Here is a 17,730-nt window from a genome sequence, read left to right on the forward strand (position 1 = left end):
CAAGCTGCACATCAGTTTGCGCAGCCGATTACCAAGCCGAGCATCGCCGAACCCGGTGTTGTCTATTTCTCCGTCGATCCAGGCCTCAGCTTCATCTCCGTCGTTCGCGCCATGGCACGCCCCCCCCCCCAGGTTCCGTGCCTGAGCAGGAATCACAGCCGAAACAGGGGGTTCAACCGCAATGCGCTCACGGGAATCACGCGGGCGACCACTTGTGGGTAATCGAAAGCTTCACCGGATGGGTACGGTCTATCGACGGGCTGCTGAGCTCCATTGACCGTCCTACGACGGCCTACGTCAACATCGACGAGGCCCGCGTGCGCGGCATCGAGGTCACGCTCAACCTCAGCCTAACGCTGACACTGCGCCTGACCACCAGCGGTACGCTCACCGATTCCGAGCAGATCATCGGCGGCAACGCGGGCCACGCGCTCAACGACATGCCTAAAGAGCAGGCCCCTGCCTCGCTCAACGGGGGCCCGAACACACGCCTGAGCGCCTGCGCCTGCGCCTGCGCCTGCGCCTGCGCCTGCGCCATCTATCGCGCCAAGGAAGCGGTCACGGAAGCGCAGATCAGCGGCACGAACGTCTTCGCCGCGTCCTTCCCCACGGTCGATAATGGCGGCACCTACCGCATTTGCCCCGAGTTCAGCCTGCATCGTGGTATCCAGACACCTCTTCAACAAGCGGCTCGACTACAGCGCCTCGGGATACGTCATTGATCCGGCCAGCCTTTGGCTAGGCGTGACCGCACGGTTCCGATAAGAGAGGCCGGAAAAAGACAAAAGGCGACAAGGCGTCACCCCCTAGTCGGCCACCTCACCTCTCAACCAAGACGGTGAAGCGTCTCGGTTTTTTTCCGGAGGCAGTTTGGTTTGAGGCAGGCGATCATATCGAGGCTTTGGAGGGCGATGGCACTCGGATCATCCTTCCTGCCTCGAACATCACTGCCCAATCCGCAGCTCAGCCTTGTAGGGCGGATCCCATATCCCACGATTGCCGCAATACGTGTCCGTAGTGATCGACTACGGCGTCGGCCCAGCTTTCCGGGCCGTGGCACAGGTCGCGGTAGTGGGCCCGGCCAGCTTCGGAAAACTCTCGGGCAAGCGCATCGTCGGCATGCAGTTTCGCGATGCCTGCAGCGAACTGCGTGATATCCGCCGTATCGAGCGCGAGCCCGAATCCGGCCTCTGCGATCTCCGGTCCCACCAGCGCCCGCTCACTGGCGATAACGGGCAGGCCCGATCCGATCGCCTCGAGCGCGACGAGACCGAATGGCTCTGACCAACGACTGGGCATGACCGCCACGCGCGCCTGGGCCATGGCCTGTGCCACGCCGTCGCGATCGAGTCGCCCGAGGAAGCGGGCGCCAGGATGAAGCGCACGTAATGCCGCTTCATCGGCACCTTCGCCCACGAACGTGATCGGCACGCCCGCCTCCTTCGCAGCCAGAGCGGCGAGATCCGCGCCCTTCTCACGCGAAATCCGTCCAAGGAAGAGAACCCCGCGGTTGGCCTCGGCCCGCACGCGCGCATGGCAGGGCGGCGTCACCGGATTGCGAACCGCATGAAGCCTGTCTTCGGGCCATCCCCCCTGTCGGAACAGCCGCGCCTGGCCGGGATGGATCAGCAGCATCCGGGCCACGTTCGCAGCTCCATCCAGCCAGTATCGGCGCAGCGCCTCGCGCCCGACACGCCAGAGCTTCTGCGCCTGGGAATTCTTGTCACAGCGACGTGCCAGACACGCCCGCGACAGGGGCTCCAACTCGCAATCCCGCTCCTCCCGGTAATCGAAGAACCCTCCGTTGGGGCACGCATTGAAATAGTCGTGCGCGTGCAGGACAAGACGCCGTGCGACCGGCTTGAGAGCTACAAAAACAGACGGCGAGAGAACCTTGGACCAGCCGTGCAGATGATAGATCGTGCCGGGCGTATCATACATCCTGATCCATTCCCGCACGCTGCGCGACGTTACCGGATTGTGAAGCCCCACCGCCAACGCACCAGGCCGGGAATGCGCCAGCAAGTCCTTTCCACCCAACGGCATGAAGGCGACATCCTCACGCATGAAGTGGGCGCCCGTATCCCCGGCAATGAAGGTGACTGGAATGCCCCGCGCCCGCAATTGCCCAATCAGCACCTGGACCAGATGGGATGCCCCACCCAGCACTTCGCTGAAATCGTGCAGAACGACCACTCGTTCGGGCCTGGGTCCCACGCCGCGTCCTCCCCCCGGAAAGAAATCCTGCGCCGACTTCAGGCAGGAGTCCAGCTTTCGCATCTCAGAAGTAGCGCGCGCCGATGCGCACCGTATCTCCCGGCATCACCGCCGCCGCACTGGTCAGTGCATAAGCCGTTTCCTCCCCTTCCAGCGCGTGCCGGATGTAAACGACCTTCTCGTTGGCGCGATAGGTGAAGCCTCCTGCCTTCGCGACAAGGGCATGGACGGACATGCGCTGGGCATAGCCATATTCACCGGGCCGGGTCACCTCGCCCAGGATGAAGACCGGGCGGTATTCTGCCATCGTGAGATTGACCCTGGCTTCGCGGACGTACCCCCCCGCGAGTAGAGCCTCCAATTCGGCGCGCGCCTGTGCCAAGGTCTTGCCCGTGACCAGAAAGTCCCCCGCCATGGGCAATGTGATCGCACCCGCATCGTTCACCACGTAATCTCCGCTGAGCGATTCCTCGCGAAAGACTTCAAGGTGCAGCTGATCGCCCGGGGACAGGCGGTATTCCACCACTCCCACGCTCGGAAGTTCCCGGCTGACCTGCACACCACATCCTGCAAGCGCAAGAAAGCTCAGCGCCATCCCCAAACGAAACTGCATGATCCGTCCCCTTCCTCTCATGTCATCGCCGGCGTGGCCATCGGCCCACGCGCGCGTAGCTTCTCCACCGCAGACAAGATGCCCGCATCGAATACCTCAGGTGCGAAGCGCTGTGCGTTCGCAACGGCTTGAGCCGGATCGAAATCTGCCTCCCACCGCTCGAACCGACTGATAGCGTCGCACAGCGACTCAACGCTCTGCTCGGGGAAGAACAGGCCGGTCTTTTCGTGCACGATCGAGTCCGTAACCCCGCCCTGCCCGAAAGCGATCACTGGCCTGCCGCTGGCGTTGGCCTCCACCGGAACAATCCCGAAGTCCTCCTCCGGCGTGAATACCAGCGCGCGGCATGTCGCGTAGGCGTCCTTCAGTTCGGAGAAGCTGAGCCGTCTGCGTACCTCCACATTGGGACCGGCGCGTTGCTCGATCTCCCGCACCATCTCCCCATCGCCCACCATGAGCGCGGGCACGCCCATGCGGTTGAAGGCCTCCAGCGCGACATCGGCGCGCTTGTAGGGAGTCATCTGGCTGACCCAGAGGTAGCGGTTACCAACCTGCAAGGATGGCGCGAATTCCGATACGCTTACCGGTGGATGCACAACCTCGGCCTCGCGCCCCCAGACTTTGCCGACGCGCCGGGCGATGAAACGGCTGTTGGCGAGGATCGCGTCGACGCGCTGCGCCGAGCTGACATCCCATTGGCGCAGGCGGTGGAACATTGCGGGCATCAGCATCCGGCCAAGCCGTCCGGCCGCCGACTTGTAGTCCTGGTAGTGATCCCAAAGGTAGCGCATGGGGGAGTGGCAGTAGCAAAGGTGCAGCGCGTCATTGCGCGTAATGACGCCCTTGGCCGGACCGGATTCGCTGCTGATGACAAGGTCATAGGCACGCAGGTCGAGTTCCTCGAGCGCCATCGGCATAAGCGGCAGATACTTCTGGTAGTGTTTGCGCGCCCCCGGCAGGCGCCCGATGAAGCTTTCCTGCACGTGGGCTCCGCGCAAGGCGCCAGACATACGTGCCGGATCGTAGACATGGGTAAAAATATCGGCCTGGGGAAAGAGACGCAGGAGCCGCTCCAAAACACGTTCGCCGCCCCGCATGCCCACCAGCCAGTAGTGGACGAGAGCCACGCGCCCCGAAAAAGCTGGCTGTGCGCCGCTCACCGGTAATACCCCGCATACTGTGTGTAGAAGCTGGCCGCGTCATCCCCACCGAAGCGCACCTGCTTTTCCATGTCGACCTTGTTGAGGACAACGCCCAGGTTCTTGCGCGCCCGCGCAGGCAGCAGCCGCATCGCAGCCCTGACAACCCGGTCGGTAGTCTTGCGCCACCCCACCACCAGCAAGGTCGCATCGGCACAGGCGATGATATCCCGCGTCTCGGCGATCGGCAGGACCGGCGGGCAGTCGAGCAGGACCACATCATAGTCCTCGCGCAGCCGCCCGACCAGCAGGGCAAAGCGCCCCCTCTCCGTCAGCCGCTCCCCCTTTGCGAAGGCACGGGTAATCGGAACGATCCGCATTTCCGATTCCGGCTCCTTGTAGCACGGGATCGGACTGTCTTCTGCGGCCAGCGCCTCCATCAGGCCCGGCTGCCCGTGATCGAAAGCGAACATGCGGCTCAGCTGCATGCGGATCACGTCACAGTCGACCACGACCACCTTCTCCCCCGCCGCAGCCAACGAGCGCCCCAGGCACGCCGATAGCGTGGACTTGCCTTCACCCGGCACGGATGAGGCGAGAGCAATGACGCGGCCCGATCCCCCGGTGAGGTAACGCACCGAGACTATCACGTTGCGCAAGGCTTCGGAAAAGGCCCCATCCGGGAAGTCGCGCACGGTATCAAGCGGCGAGCCGCTGTGTGGCTGGACAGTTGCAAAGGCCGGGATTGCGCCAAGGCCCGGCACGTTCAGGCGCTTCTCGACATCCTCCATGGTGGTGAAACCGCGGTAGGAAATCTCCGATACGATCGCCAGCAGTGCGCCCGCGAAGATGCCAGCCACCGCGCCCAGAGCCAGGTTGAGCGCGAGGTTGGGGGACACCGGCACTCCGGGCACGTTGGCCGCCGAGATGAGACGCGCGGCCGGGCGTTCCGTACCGCTACCCGCGACCACCTTGTTGAGCTGCTCCAGATAGCTGCGATAGAGCGATTGGGCTGCATCGGCCTTCTTCTCGAGACTGGCCAGTTCCACCAGCGCGGTGTTGTCCGCCCCGAGTTGCGCGCGCGTCCCATTGCGACTGGCGAGCAGCGAAGACAGGCGCTGCGCGGAGGCGCGAGCCTGGGTGGACAGGGCCTGCAACGAGCGATTGACCTCGGCAGTGATCTGTGTGTCGAGATCCGAAATCTGGCGCCGCACCGTCACCAGTTCGGGATTTTCATCGAAGTAGCGCTGTGAAAGGTCGCGTTCACGCGTCACCAGTTGCGCACGCTGGGCACGCAGCGAAGCGACCACCGGGGAGGACGCTGCAGAACCGACGTTGCCCGCTCCGCCGGCTGCCATCTGCGAGCGCGCGCTTTGCAGAGCAGCTGCGTCGCGCGCCGCCTCGGCGCGGGCGCTGGCCACCTGCTGGTTGTACGTAGAAATTTCCTGCTCCGTAAGCCCGGTCGCCGAGGACGAAATCAGGCCATTGGCCACGCGGTAGGCCTGAACCTTGGCAAAGGCTGCGTTTGCCGTCTCGCTCAGTTCCGCAACCTTCTCGCGCAGGGTTTTTGCAGCTTCCGCGCTGCCGCGTGCCCGTTCCTGCAGGTCATCGAGCGTGTAGAGCCGTGCGTAGGTATTGACGATCTGCGCTGTGCGCGTGGGGTCCACGTCGGAAAATTGGATCCGCAGGTTGAAAGAGTTGCCCACCCGGATGACATGGATGCGCTCGATCAGATAGGTGATCGCCCGCTCACGCAGGCTCACCGCGTCGATGTCCTGGCTTCCCCCTTGTCTGTCCGACAGCCCTACCGTTGCAAGAAGGTTATCCAGCATCGAGCGAGGCTCCAGCACATCGGCTCGAAAGGATGCCTCCTCCTGCAATCCGGTCGCTTCGAGGACCTGGCCGGCCATATCGCGCGAGCGGATCAACTGGATTTGTGTTTCCACATCCTCGGCCCGGGTTGGCCCTTCCCGGGCCTCCCCTTCGTCCTCGGGAGCAATCTGGGTATCGCCAGTAATCATGACGACGTCCGCGCTCGCCGAATAGATGCGGGACTGCGCCGAGGTGAAGACAAGAGCCAGCATTATGCACAGGGCCAGGGTGAGTACCACAACCTCCCGGCGCCGCATGAGCATGGCGAAAAGAAAGCGTACCGAGATGGCGTCCTCGCCATCCTCCTCACGGTAGGTCCCGGTATCCCGGGCGAGAAGCTGCGGCGGTCGGCCTTGCGGCTCGTAAAGGGCGGGCAGGTTCAAGCGACAGGCTCCCTGGCTGGTGTGTTCCATGCGGTCATGGGGTGATCGTCAGTCCCAGGCCCGCTCCGAATGCGGTGAATGCGTTGACGAGCGGCGTTCCGGTCACATGCTGGTCGCGCCAGTAGATCTGTCCGGCGAGAGCGACGTGCCGGTTGATACGATACTGCACCTGCAGATCGGCGCGCACACGGCGCGCGCGCGTGGAGACGTCGCGGTAGTTATCCCTAGCGACTTCCCCCGCGAACGACAGGCGCAAGCGCCGCGTCGGATCATAGAATACGGTTGCAGTGAGCGTATCTGCCAGAATGCCTGCCACTTCCCTGTTGCCGCTGTTGCGGAAACGGCGTTCGGCGCGCAGTTGCATGGTCAGCAAGGGGGTTGTGTACCACTCACCCTCGAGGGCGAAGCCAACTCCCTGAAAATCGCGGAAGTCAGGATTGTCGTAATCGCGCACCTGGTAGCCAGCGGACACCTCCAACGAGACCAGAGGCATGATTTCGCCCTTGATGCCTGCAGTGATAGCCCCGCCACGCGAATCGCGCGCCTGCTCGGGCGCGGCGCGGAACGAATGGCGCGTATCGCCCCGCGCCTGGACGAAGGTGGAGAGAAATCCCGAAAGATCGTAAGCAATTCGCAGATCGGCCGACACTGCCTGCGTATCGCGGAAGGACTGGTCGCGGGTATCCCCGTCCCGCAAATCCAGATCGTTGTAGGACACACGGCGATAGCCGGCCCGAGCGGACAGCCGCAAACGGCCTAGGTCGAACTGCAGGCCCGCGTCCCCGCCAAGACCGTGGTAACTCACCGGCTCACGCGCATTGATCGCCGCGCCCGAGGAACTGCGCGGTTCGATCTGCCGGGCAGCTTCCAGTGTCACGTCGAACTGCACATTGGGGCCAAGAGCGAAGCCACCATTGCCGCGCGCGCCGTACGCGTCGCTGTTCTCCGTCCCGGTCAGTGCGAAACGGCGCAAGCGACCGGACAGAACCACATTCACGCGATGCCGAGAATCGTCGAGCGCGACGTTGAGGCGAGGCGCCACAACCAACGCCGCATCACGGCGCGCGTCAGGTTCGTTGAAGACGTTGCCATCGTAACCCCAAATGGCCGAGATCCTGGGCTCAAGCAGGAACGAGCCCACATGCAGGGGTGTAGCCTCGAACCCGGGCTCTATACGGTTGCCCGCAACCCCGGGACGGTCCAGCGACGGCGTGCCATCGAGCGCCCATCCCGCCCCCAGGCTCTGCGCTTGCACACCGACGGGCATGGCGACGCCCCCCAACGCAAGGCTCGCACCGCCAATCCACCATCCCCAGCGGCCCGTGACGGCGGGGCCAACCTCTGCCGATGCAGCGGTGCGCCGTGTACCTTCGATCCGTTCGCTGCTGGCGGGACATGCCGTCATGGCCATCGACCTTTCGGTTTCAACCTAAGAAGAATGTCCTTGAGGTATCGCACCTACTCGCGCAGCGCCCGCCGGAGTTGATCCGAAAGCGGCCTAATAATGTAGTGCAGGATCGTTCGCTCTTCGGTCTGCACGAAGACGTCGACAGGCATACCCACAGAAATACGGGCCTTCTCAAGCTTGTCGAACTCTGCATCCGAAATGGTGATAGTGACCGGATAGTACGTGGCCCCGGTCACTCGATCCAGGGAACTGTCCGCGGCGATATGCGTCACCTTGCCCTCAAGTTCGGGTGTCGTGCGCACATTGAGCGCGGAGAAGCGAACGTGGGCGACGCCGCCCGACACGACCTGATCGATATCCACGGGTCGCACTTGCGCGCGCACAACCAGACGGTCGGCTTCGGGAACGATCTCCATCAGGGGTTCGCCCGCCGGCACCACACTTCCCAGGGTCCGCACGGTGAGCTTGTCGACAAGCCCATCCTGCGGCGCACGGATCACCGTTCGCTCGGCGCGGTCGCGGGCCTCGGCCGTCTCGCGCCGACGCTGCGCGATGGCCGCTTCGACCTGGGCCAGTTCCAGCGCCGCCTCGCTGCGCGCACGGCTGGAGAGGCCCGCCATCTGCATCTGCAATTCACCGACGCGCGCGCGGGCCTGCACCAGACCGGATCCTGCCCCTTCACGCTCAGAACGTACACCGACAGCCGAGCGCTCGAGAGCGTTGAGGCGGTCAAGCGTGGTCAGACGATCGGCATAAAGCGCGCGCATCTGGTCCAGTTCCTGCCGGATCAATTGCTCCTGCTCCCCCAGCGCGCCCAACTGGCTGCGATAGCTATCGGCATCCGCGCGTGTCTGAACCACGCGCGCGCGCAGCTGACCCAACTGGTCGGCACGGGCACGTCGCTCCAGCTCGAAGCTCTGGCGTTCGTCCTCCATCGCCCGCGCCACCCCCGGTTCGCTTGAACGTGCACGCAGTTCCACAGGGAAATCGATGTTCCGCGCGCCCGCCTGGATCGCCCGCAAGCGCGCCGCACGCGCGACCAACTGATCGAGTTCCAGTCCCGCGTAAGTGGCGAAGGCCCCTGTCACACTGTCATCCAGCCTGACCAGAGGCTGGCCCTTGCGCACCGCATCGCCGTCCTGGACGAGGATTTCGGAGGCCACCCCTCCATAAGGGTGGGAAATCTCTTTCACGTGGGTTTCCACGGTCACCGTGCCCGGCGCGATGACCGCGCCGGCCATGGGGAGCAAGGCCACGAGCCCGAGCCCGCCCACCACCAGAGCGCCGACCGTCCCCAACCCGAGGTAGGACAGCCGCGCCAGGCGTCGCTCCCCCCTCGCCTTTGGCGCGCGCGCGAGAGGTTCTTCGCCGTGCAGCGGAACGGGATCGAGCATGGAAGAATGCACGTTCACTGATCGAGCTCCTCTTCCATGCGCACCGTGCGCAGCGCCTGTGCGGCCTCACCGCCCGCAGCATTGCCACCTGCCCTCTTGCTGGCCTTGGCCGTGGTCGACGCCTCTTTGCCCGAGCGCACGCGCGCCTCGAACTCCGCCCGGGTTTCAAAGCGTTCGACGCGTCCACCATTCATCACCATGATGTGGCTCACCTGTGAAACGATAGCGGGGCGGTGCGCGATGACGATGGCGATTCCCCCGCGCGCGCGCAGCGCCGCAATGGCGTGGGCCAACGCAGCTTCACCTTCGTGGTCGAGATTGCTGTTGGGCTCGTCCATGACCACGAGGAAAGGATCGCTGTAGAGTGCGCGGGCTAGCGCGATGCGCTGCTGCTGCCCGGCCGACAAACTTCCTCCGCCCGGACCAATCCGTCCGTCATAGCCTCCTTCAAGGCGCACGATCAGTTCGTGGCAGTCTGCCGCACGGGCCGCCGCCAGGACCTTGTCCCGGTCCGCATCAGTGCGAAAGCGCGCGATATTTTGGGCAATCGTGCCCTCGAACAGCTCGATTTTCTGAGGCACGTAGCCCATGAACTGTGCGATCTGCGGCGCCGACCACTGATCCAGCGTCGCCCCATCGAGCCGCACCGCACCGCGCAAAGGGCTCCAGACCCCGCACAGCACGCGCGCCAGCGTGGTCTTGCCCGATCCGCTGCGCCCGACCACGGCCAGCGCATCCCCAGCCTTCAAGGAGAAACGCACCTCGGCGAGGGTCACCCGCTTGAGCCCCGGAGGTCCAGCGGTCAGCCCCTGCACGCGCAAATTCTCGCGCGGGGGCTCTAGCCCCAGCGGTTCGGCTTGCGCGGGGACGGCTTCCATCAGCTCGCGCATGCGCCCCAGCGCCTGGCCGCAGGCGACCATAGATTTCCAATGGGCTATCACCTGCTCCACCGGCGCCAACGCGCGCGAGGACAGGATCGAGCTGGCGATAATGATGCCGCCTGTCGCCTGCCCTTCGATCACGAGATAGGCGCCGAGTGCCAGGGTGGCGGACTGGAGGAACATGCGGAACGCCTTGGTCGCCCCCGACAGCGTGCTGGCGCGTGCGGAGAAGGCTTCGTTTGCGCGCAGGTATGCCACCTCGGCTTCGGTCCACTCATCCCGGCGAGACGGCGCCATTCCCAGGGCCTTCAGCGTCTCGGCGTTGCGCAAGGTGGCCTCGGCCAGAGCCGAGCGCCGCGCGCCCGCCTTCATCGTCTCGAGCGCGAGCGGGCCTGTGGAGCGGTTGTTGGCTACCATCAACGTGACCAGCACGCCCACCCCAATCAGCGCAAGCAGCCCCAGGCTCCAGTGGAACACGCTGAGGACCGCCAGATAGACGAGGATCCAGGGCAGATCGACAAGCGCGAGAGGGCCCGGCCCAGACAGGAAGCCCCGCACGGTGTCGGCATCGCGAACCACCTGAGGGCCGTTGGGCAGGCTGCCACGGGACAGCTCGAAGCGAGCGAGGATGTCGAGCACACGCCCGCTGGTTTCCTCCAGAAAGCGCGATCCGACATGGACCATGATCCGCCCGCGAACGACATCGAGAACGGCCTGGAACACGTAGGCGAGCAGCACGAGCGCAAGCAGGCTGAACAGCGAGGGAAGCGAGCGACTGGGCAGCACATCGTCGTAGACCAGGAGCATGAAGAACGAACCCGAGAGCAGCAGGACATTGTAGACGCTGCTGATAATCAGAACGACCGGAGCTACGCGCCCAAGCCCGCTCAGGGCGTCGCGCAGGTCCTGCGAAAGGCGTCCGAACGGGTTCAACATGGCGGACCTCCGCTCAAGTATTCTTCACCCACGTGGCGCTTCCCGCCCCCAATAGGGCCGCCCCAATCCAGTCGATTCATAGTTGCGTCCTGTCTGGAACTATCTCGCGCTGCATTAGAACAGCCCACAACGTACACCGACACCGCGAACACCTCTGTTACGGATTGAATAGGGGCCCGCTCGAATTCCCAGCCGCCCGACAGAGGGGATCTGCCTTGCTCCTTCGCTTGCCCTTGCGCCGAATGCCCGCCCGTTCGCTGCCATGCCTGCTGGCCCTCTCGCTACCGCTGACCGCGCCCCAGAGCCGTGCGGAAACCCTCGCCGAAGCGCTTGCCTCGGCCTACGCGGGCAATCCGCAATTGCAGGGGAACCGGGATCTTGTTGCCGCCAGCGATGAACTCGTAGTCCAGGCCCGTGCCGCCTACGGCCCCAGCCTGGCGCTCTCCGCGCAGCACACCTTCACGGCGGCGCGCACCCGTGGCACCGCACTGCCCGCCGAAGACCAGGGATTTGCATCCAGTGTGGAGCTATCGCTGAACCAACCGCTCTTCACATCCGGACGCCTGGCCGCAGGAATTGATGCAGCCGAAGCAACACGTCTGTCTGCGCGTGAGGCACTGCGCGGGCAGACCCAGCAACTCCTGCTCGACGTCGTATCCTCCTATGTCGGCGTGCGCCGCGACACTCAACTCTATGCCATTGCGGTCGAAAACTACGAACTGCTGCGTGGCCAGAACGATGTCATCGCCGCGCGCTACGCCCTGCGCGACTCCACCCGGCCCGATCTGGAGCAGACCGCCAACCGACTCGAACTTGCCGCCGGACGCGTGATCGAAGCCCGCGCAACGGTCGAGGCGAGCGCGGCGCGTTATCGCCATCTCGTCGGCCACTATCCGCAGGACCTCGCGCCCCCGCCGCCGCTGCCTACCTTGGCCACGCTGGAAACGCTTTACGTGACCGGAGAAAGGTACAACCCCAACCTGGCATCCGCCACGCTAACAGCCGAAGCCTCGCGGGCGCAGGTGCGCGCCGCACGGGCCCAGATGCGCCCCCAGGTCAGCGCCTTCTCCGCCCTTTCGCGCTCTCCACTCTCCCCTTACCAGAACACCGTGCGCGAAGAGGCGGTGAGCGCGGGCGTACGGCTGACGCTCCAGCTCTATTCCGGCGGGCTGCAATCCTCAGCCCTGCGCCAGGCCATCGCGGCGAACCTGGCCGACCAGCAGTTCGTCGAGGAAGCCCGCCGAACCATGCGCGAGACACTCGCCGCCAACTGGAGCCGCCTTCAGGCCGCCGAGGCGTCGCTTCCGCGATACCGCGCTGCCGTGCAGGCGGGCGAACGCGCCGTGGACGGCGTTTCACGTCAGGAGACCGCGGGCATCCGCACCTTGCGCGACGTACTTCAGGTCACCAACGATCTGCTCAACGCGCGCACGGCCGCAGCCCAGGCGGAGGCGGAAATCTACCTGCGCCAGGCCGCGCTATTGCGCGATGCCGGGATCCTCTCGATCACCACACTGACCGACCGCGCGCCCTATGATCCGGATTCGCGTCTCCCCGGAATCGCGCGTTACGCGGGCCACCCGGTGCGCATCGTGATGGAGCCCATCGACCGCCTCCTCCAGCCTCGAGCTGGACGCGAAGCCCCCGTCGTGCGCGAAAACGCCACCCACTTCGAGTGGAGCGCGACCTTGCCCGACCCGCTCGCACCGCCTGTCGTGCGTGACGAGGAGGAGATGCCCTAAGCCGGACATGCGAAAACGGCCGACAAGGACAATCCTTGCCGGCCGTTTTCGTGTTCAGAACGCGCAAGCCTCACTGAAAAGGCTCACACGATCGTGTGCAAGTGGTGAGCTCAGGCGCCCTGGACCTGCGCGGTGTCGATCTTGAGGCCGGGGCCCATCGACGAGGACAGCGCGATCTTCTGGACATACTTGCCCTTGGCGCCCGAGGGCTTCGCCTTGACAATGGCGTCGACGAACGCGGCGAAGTTCTTCTGGATGTCTTCATCCGAGAACGACATCTTACCGATGCCGGCGTGGATGATGCCCTGCTTCTCGACGCGGAACTCGATCTGGCCGCCCTTGGCGTCCTTCACGGCCTGCGTCACGTTCGGGGTGACGGTGCCCAGCTTCGGGTTCGGCATGAGGCCCTTGGGACCCAGCAGCTTACCGAGACGGCCAACGACGCCCATCATGTCCGGGGTGGCGATGACACGGTCGTAGTCGAGGTTGCCGGCCTGCATGTCTTCCATGAGGTCTTCGGCACCAACCTTGTCGGCGCCAGCGGCGAGAGCTTCGTCCGCCTTGTCGCCCTTGGCGAAGACGGCGACCTTGACGGTTTTGCCGGTGCCGGCCGGGAGCGAGACCATGCCACGGACCATCTGGTCGGCGTGGCGCGGATCGACGCCCAGGTTCATCGCGACTTCGATGGTCTCGTCGAACTTGGTGGTCTTGAGGTCACGCAGGGTCTGGAGCGCTTCGCCAACGGCGTAGAGCTTCATGTTGTCGCCCAGCTTTTCGGTCAGCGACTTCTGCTTCTTGGTAATCTTGGCCATCAGATCAGCCCTCCGTCACTTCGAGACCCATCGCGCGGGCCGAGCCTTCGATGATGCGGGTTGCCGCTTCGAGATCGTTGGCGTTGAGATCCTTCATCTTGACTTCGGCGATCTCGGTCAGCTTCGAGCGCGCGATCTTTCCGGCCGAAACCTTGCCGGGCTCCTTCGAGCCGGACTTGAGGTTGGCGGCCTTCTTGATGAGGAAGGTGGCGGGCGGCGTCTTGGTGACGAACGTGAAGCTGCGGTCGGCGTACACGGTGATGATGGTCGGGATCGGCATGCCCTTTTCCATCTCCTGCGTGGCGGCATTGAACGCCTTGCAGAATTCCATGATGTTCACGCCGCGCTGACCCAGCGCCGGACCGATCGGCGGCGAGGGGTTGGCTGCGCCCGCAGGCACCTGCAGCTTGATGTAACCTTCAATTTTCTTGGCCACGATGGCCTCCTTTCACACTGTCGGGCCCCCACCGGGAGCCCTCATGTTTAGCGGTGTGACGAGGGAGGAGGCATCTGCGCCTGCAGGGGCCTTCGCCCTCTCCCGCCGGGAATCGCACCGGAAAAAAGCCGGTCCGAAGGGCGCGCCGTTACACCACAACGCACCAAATGAAAAGGGGCGCTGTGCAGCGCCCCTCTCCTCGCCTTCCCTGCCGCGCGGTGCGGCATAGGAAATGCGCAGATTACTTGCTGAGCTCGACGTGCTCGAAATCGAGTTCGACAGGCGTCGCGCGACCGAAGATCGACACCGAGACCTTGACGCGGCTCTTGTCGAAATCGAGTTCCTCGACGATGCCGTTGAAGCTCGCGAAGGGGCCTTCCAGCACCTTGACCGAGTCGCCGATCTCGTAATCGACGCTGACCTGCTTGCGCGGCTCGGCAGCGGCGGCTTCGGCGGCGCCGAAGTAACGCGAAGCTTCCGCTTCGCTGATCGCCTGCGGCTTGCCGTTGACGCCCAGGAAGCCCGAGACCTTGGGCGTATTCTTGACGAGGTGGTAGACATCGTCATTCAGGCCCAGTTTCGCGAGCACGTAGCCCGGCATGGTCTTGCGCTCGACCTGGACCTTCTTGCCGCGCTTGACCTCGGTCACAGTCTCGGATGGGACCTGGATGTCCTCGACAAGCTGCGAGAGGCCCATGCGTTCGGCCTCGGCGATGATGGCTTCCTTCACCTTGTTCTCGAAGCCGGAATAGGCGTGGATGATGTACCAGCGGGCCATGATTCTCTCTTTTGGGTCTACAGGTTCTAAGCGATCAAAGGAGCGACAGCAGCGAGCTGACGACCCAGCCGAAAAGCGCGTCCACGCCCAGGAAGAAAGTCGCAAGCAGCACCGTCATGATGCCAACGAAAATCGCGGTCGTCACCGTTTCCTGGCGCGAAGGCCAGTGGATCTTGCGCGTTTCTGCCTGAACCTGGCGCATGAATTCGCCGGGATTGATCTTGGCCATGTCCGTAACGCTCTCGTGTCTCTTGCCTGGTTTGCGCGAACGCAAATGAAGATAGGTTCCGTGTCTTCCGGCTAGGGCTCAACGCCGTCCCGGCCGTGGCCGGGATGGGCGTTGAACTATCCTCATGTCGGAAGAGTTGCTGACTTAGCTTCCGTTCGCCGGATTTGCAAGGTCCACGGCATCGGGCAGGCGCGCCAGGAACGAATTCTCCGTCTCATAGACGATATGCGCGCCGTCGGGCAGAGCCACGGGCTGCGAATTGCCGATGTACCACAAGTAGTCGGCATGGTTGGCCGGACGGAACTTCCTGAGGTCGATGCGTTGGTAGGACGAGTAGAGGATGCGGTGCGAAGGATCGGCGAAGTTGTAGCCCTCCTCGCGCATCGACAGCATGTGTACGTCGGGCAGCGCGAAGTTGGAATTCTCCATCGCGCTGCGCCGCACGACGGCATAGCTGCCGAAATGCTCGAAGGGACCGAAGAACCACTGGCGGCGCGGGATCGCCACGGCCGTGGCGACCCTGGCGCCCTCGGGCACGTAGTCGAGCGCCTTGATCAGGGTGCGCGCGGTCTGAGCATCGCGGTACCAGACCACCGACGTCAGCCCGGTGCGCGAGATGAAGAGGAGCGAACAGGCAGTCAGGAACCAGACTGGCGCCTTGGCGCGGAAATCGACCGCCATCAAGAGGATCATCAGCGCCGCGGTGCTCAGGCGATAGTCGGCATAATCGCCGCCGAAGATCTGGCGCGGCACGGCCATGGTAAGGCCGAACATGATAAGCGCCGCCCACCCCAGGCGCCCGTCGATCCGCTTCACCACCAGGGCCGCCGAGGCCACCAGCAGGACTGCGACAAGGGTCGCGATGTCAAAGACATAATCGTAGCTGCGCAGTGCCTTGTAGAGGATGCCCCACTTGTATTCGAACACGCCCCAACGCCCATAGGACAACTTGGAGTTAGCCCCCATCCCTGCCAGCATCGGCAGGAGCGGAAAAATCAGCGGCCAGGGGGCGAGGAACGGGCGCCAGTCCCGCCAACTCGCGCGCCGGGTCCATTCGTAACCAAAGACCATCACACCCAGGATCCCCCAACCCGAAACGTGGCTGAGCCAGACCACGAAGCCCAGCGGGATCATCACCATTCGTCGCCAGGCCGAGCCTTCCATTTTCACCCAGAGCGCGAACGTGAACAGGGCCAGGGCCAGCGAAAGCGAATAGTTGAGGAAGCCCATGAGCAGCGAAGGCGACCATATCGTCACCATGGCCAGGATCGGGCCGATGCCGACTCGGCGCCGCAGCACCCAGGACACCGCGACAATACCCAGCCCCGTCAGCGCAGGTATGGCTGCGACGATGATGCGCCCGGCCGCTTCCACGCCCAAGAGCGGTGCCAGCGGTACCATCAAGAGCTCCACACCCAGGTTTCCGGTCCACTCCCAATGGAAAAGGAAATACCAGGTCAGGAAGGGATTGCTCCCGTGTTCGAGCATGATCTTGTACCCCGCTAGGTGCGAGGGGTAGTCGGTCATCTGCGGCGCCCAGGCGACGAGAGCGGGCATCGCGGCAAAAAGAGCCAGCGCGATCCCGACCCAGAACACGAGGTCATAGCGGGCGCGGGGCGCGCTTTCCTGTGCGGGTGCAGGTGCATCCCCCGCGCCGAACGCGGGCATCACCGGCTCCGCCTTGGGCGAAACGTCCATCTGCGACTTGTCCGTCATATGCGAATGCTGGCCTCACTCCACGCTGCGATGGCAGGACACTGCCACACCCTCGCCCCGAATTTTGCGGTCGGGTTCCCATAATTCAGCGCGCGCAATTGGCAAGGGCGCGCGCGCGGCGCAGCCACCTGCCGTCCCTGGATGGGGTGGCGTTTCCAACGATGTGAGGAAAATGGCAGGAGTGGCAGGATTCGAACCCGCGGCCCTCGGTTTTGGAGACCGATGCTCTACCAACTGAGCTACACTCCTGCGGGTGACGGGCCCTCTAGAGCGTGCAGAGACAGATGACAAGGACCTAATTGGCCTTGCCGCAAATTCTTCGTCCAAATGTACCCGTAAAAGGCTGAAAAAGGTATTTGCGCCCGGCGCCGATTTGCTAATCTGGGCGGCGTGCACGCACCCAAGTCAGATGACATCATCGAGCCCGAGATCCTGATGCTGGCCTATCGCAGCGGGATCTTTCCGATGGCCGACAGCCGCGAGGACCCCGAGGTCTTCTGGATCGAGCCGCGCATGCGCGCGATCCTTCCGCTCGAAGGCCTCCACGTCTCGCACTCGCTCGCCCGCACCTTGAAGCGCGGCCGCTTCGAGGTGACCTGCAATTCAGCCTTCGCGCAGGTCATGGACGCCTGCGCAGCCCCGCGTGCCGTGCGCCCTCCCGAGCTTGAGGAGGATCGCAACGAGACCCGCGAAAGCTGGATCAGCCACCGCATCCAGCGCAGTTACGAGATGCTACATACACTGGGCCTCGCCCATTCGGTCGAATGTTGGCAGCGCGACGCGCAAACGGGTAAACGCACCCTTGTCGGCGGGCTCTACGGGGTCGGCTTCGATGGGGCCTTCTGCGGGGAGAGCATGTTCTCGCGAACGCGCGATTCGTCCAAGGTTGCCCTGTGCTGGCTCATCGCAGCCCTGCGCCGGGGCGGCGCGCAGCTACTCGACTGCCAGTTCATCACCTCGCACCTCGCCTCGCTGGGCGCGGTGGAGATCCCGCAAGCGCGTTATCTGACCTTATTGAACGAGGCCCAGGACGAGCCGCAAATGCCGGATCAGTCCGCGGCGCTACCGCTTCCCGAGGCGTTTGCCGCGCTGCTTGAAGATGCCGGTAAGGCCGAGGGGTCTTCTTCGCCCGGGAAATTCATTGCGCAGTTCTTGACCCACACGTCATAGACCG

15 protein-coding genes and 1 tRNA gene are annotated in these 17,730 nt (G+C 64.3%); 3 read left to right on the forward strand and 13 right to left on the reverse strand.

The window, feature by feature from the left end; all coding sequences use genetic code 11:
• Positions 1-212 precede the first annotated feature (212 nt).
• Positions 213-722, forward strand: a complete 510-nt coding sequence (locus tag FMM79_RS00895; protein ID WP_162528409.1) for a TonB-dependent receptor — start codon at positions 213-215, stop codon at positions 720-722.
• Positions 723-963: 241 nt separating this feature from the next.
• On the opposite strand, the gene FMM79_RS00900 is transcribed toward FMM79_RS00895, so the two are convergent.
• The 7 genes from FMM79_RS00900 to FMM79_RS00930 form a co-directional block, all read right to left on the reverse strand.
• Positions 964-2,196: a glycosyltransferase family 4 protein gene (locus tag FMM79_RS00900; RefSeq protein WP_240338894.1), complete on the reverse strand. Its 1,233-nt coding sequence runs from the start codon at positions 2,194-2,196 to the stop codon at positions 964-966.
• An 85-nt stretch (positions 2,197-2,281) separates the two neighbouring features.
• A complete protein-coding gene (locus FMM79_RS00905; RefSeq protein WP_240338895.1) occupies positions 2,282-2,830 on the reverse strand; it encodes a polysaccharide biosynthesis/export family protein in 549 nt (182 codons plus the stop codon).
• A gap of 17 nt (positions 2,831-2,847) precedes the next feature.
• Positions 2,848-3,927 carry a glycosyltransferase gene (locus FMM79_RS00910; RefSeq protein WP_148625328.1) on the reverse strand — a complete coding sequence of 360 codons (1,080 nt, stop codon included), beginning with the start codon at positions 3,925-3,927 and terminating at the stop codon, positions 2,848-2,850.
• Between the two features lie 59 nt (positions 3,928-3,986).
• Complete coding sequence (locus FMM79_RS00915) at positions 3,987-6,224, reverse strand: AAA family ATPase (protein ID WP_205466416.1); 2,238 nt, start codon at positions 6,222-6,224, stop codon at positions 3,987-3,989.
• Positions 6,225-6,258: 34 nt separating this feature from the next.
• The gene (locus FMM79_RS00920; protein ID WP_162528410.1) at positions 6,259-7,629 is read right to left on the reverse strand and encodes an outer membrane beta-barrel protein; all 1,371 of its coding nucleotides are present in this window, start codon (positions 7,627-7,629) and stop codon (positions 6,259-6,261) included.
• 53 nt (positions 7,630-7,682) lie between these two features.
• A complete protein-coding gene (locus tag FMM79_RS00925) occupies positions 7,683-9,044 on the reverse strand; it encodes an HlyD family type I secretion periplasmic adaptor subunit (RefSeq protein WP_240338896.1) in 1,362 nt (453 codons plus the stop codon).
• Entirely contained in the window at positions 9,041-10,843 is a 1,803-nt protein-coding gene (locus FMM79_RS00930) for a type I secretion system permease/ATPase (RefSeq protein WP_148625298.1), read from the reverse strand. The genes FMM79_RS00925 and FMM79_RS00930 overlap by 4 nt, the downstream gene beginning before the upstream one ends.
• Positions 10,844-11,085: 242 nt before the next feature.
• Here FMM79_RS00930 and FMM79_RS00935 point away from each other — a divergent pair, with 242 nt between their 5' ends.
• Positions 11,086-12,585, forward strand: coding sequence for a TolC family outer membrane protein (locus FMM79_RS00935; RefSeq protein WP_148625300.1), 1,500 nt, complete (start codon positions 11,086-11,088; stop codon positions 12,583-12,585).
• Positions 12,586-12,695: 110 nt separating this feature from the next.
• Here FMM79_RS00935 and rplA read toward each other — a convergent pair whose 3' ends face one another.
• From rplA to FMM79_RS00965, 6 genes are all read right to left on the reverse strand, one after another.
• Positions 12,696-13,397: a 50S ribosomal protein L1 gene (rplA, locus tag FMM79_RS00940; RefSeq protein ID WP_148625302.1), complete on the reverse strand. Its 702-nt coding sequence runs from the start codon at positions 13,395-13,397 to the stop codon at positions 12,696-12,698.
• Between the two features lie 4 nt (positions 13,398-13,401).
• Complete coding sequence (gene rplK / locus FMM79_RS00945; RefSeq protein ID WP_148625304.1) at positions 13,402-13,833, reverse strand: 50S ribosomal protein L11; 432 nt, start codon at positions 13,831-13,833, stop codon at positions 13,402-13,404.
• Positions 13,834-14,074: 241 nt separating this feature from the next.
• Complete coding sequence (gene nusG, locus FMM79_RS00950; RefSeq protein ID WP_148625306.1) at positions 14,075-14,611, reverse strand: transcription termination/antitermination protein NusG; 537 nt, start codon at positions 14,609-14,611, stop codon at positions 14,075-14,077.
• Positions 14,612-14,645: 34 nt separating this feature from the next.
• Entirely contained in the window at positions 14,646-14,840 is a 195-nt protein-coding gene (secE, locus tag FMM79_RS00955) for a preprotein translocase subunit SecE (RefSeq protein WP_039392576.1), read from the reverse strand.
• Positions 14,841-14,984: 144 nt separating this feature from the next.
• Positions 14,985-16,556, reverse strand: a complete 1,572-nt coding sequence (locus FMM79_RS00960) for a hypothetical protein (protein WP_240338897.1) — start codon at positions 16,554-16,556, stop codon at positions 14,985-14,987.
• Positions 16,557-16,729: 173 nt separating this feature from the next.
• A tRNA-Trp gene (locus FMM79_RS00965) sits at positions 16,730-16,805 on the reverse strand.
• A 186-nt stretch (positions 16,806-16,991) separates the two neighbouring features.
• On the opposite strand from FMM79_RS00965, the gene aat reads away from it, so the two are divergent.
• Entirely contained in the window at positions 16,992-17,726 is a 735-nt protein-coding gene (gene aat / locus FMM79_RS00970) for a leucyl/phenylalanyl-tRNA--protein transferase (RefSeq protein WP_240338900.1), read from the forward strand.
• Positions 17,727-17,730: the final 4 nt, after the last annotated feature.

The sequence above is a fragment of the Novosphingobium sp. BW1 genome (assembly GCF_008107685.1).
GTDB lineage: Bacteria > Pseudomonadota > Alphaproteobacteria > Sphingomonadales > Sphingomonadaceae > Novosphingobium.

What these genes read in the sequence shown, in the direction of transcription:
- FMM79_RS00905 (WP_240338895.1), bottom strand. Translation starts at nt 2,830, where the DNA reads ATGCAGTTTCGTTTGGGGATGGCGCTGAGCTTTCTTGCGCTTGCAGGA.
- FMM79_RS00910 (WP_148625328.1), bottom strand. Translation starts at nt 3,927, where the DNA reads ATGCGGGGCGGCGAACGTGTTTTGGAGCGGCTCCTGCGTCTCTTTCCC.
- FMM79_RS00920 (WP_162528410.1), bottom strand. Translation starts at nt 7,629, where the DNA reads ATGACGGCATGTCCCGCCAGCAGCGAACGGATCGAAGGTACACGGCGC.
- FMM79_RS00930 (WP_148625298.1), bottom strand. Translation starts at nt 10,843, where the DNA reads ATGTTGAACCCGTTCGGACGCCTTTCGCAGGACCTGCGCGACGCCCTG.
- FMM79_RS00935 (WP_148625300.1), top strand. Translation starts at nt 11,086, where the DNA reads ATGCCCGCCCGTTCGCTGCCATGCCTGCTGGCCCTCTCGCTACCGCTG.
- rplA (WP_148625302.1), bottom strand. Translation starts at nt 13,397, where the DNA reads ATGGCCAAGATTACCAAGAAGCAGAAGTCGCTGACCGAAAAGCTGGGC.
- nusG (WP_148625306.1), bottom strand. Translation starts at nt 14,611, where the DNA reads ATGGCCCGCTGGTACATCATCCACGCCTATTCCGGCTTCGAGAACAAG.
- secE (WP_039392576.1), bottom strand. Translation starts at nt 14,840, where the DNA reads ATGGCCAAGATCAATCCCGGCGAATTCATGCGCCAGGTTCAGGCAGAA.
- FMM79_RS00960 (WP_240338897.1), bottom strand. Translation starts at nt 16,556, where the DNA reads ATGACGGACAAGTCGCAGATGGACGTTTCGCCCAAGGCGGAGCCGGTG.
- aat (WP_240338900.1), top strand. Translation starts at nt 16,992, where the DNA reads ATGCTGGCCTATCGCAGCGGGATCTTTCCGATGGCCGACAGCCGCGAG.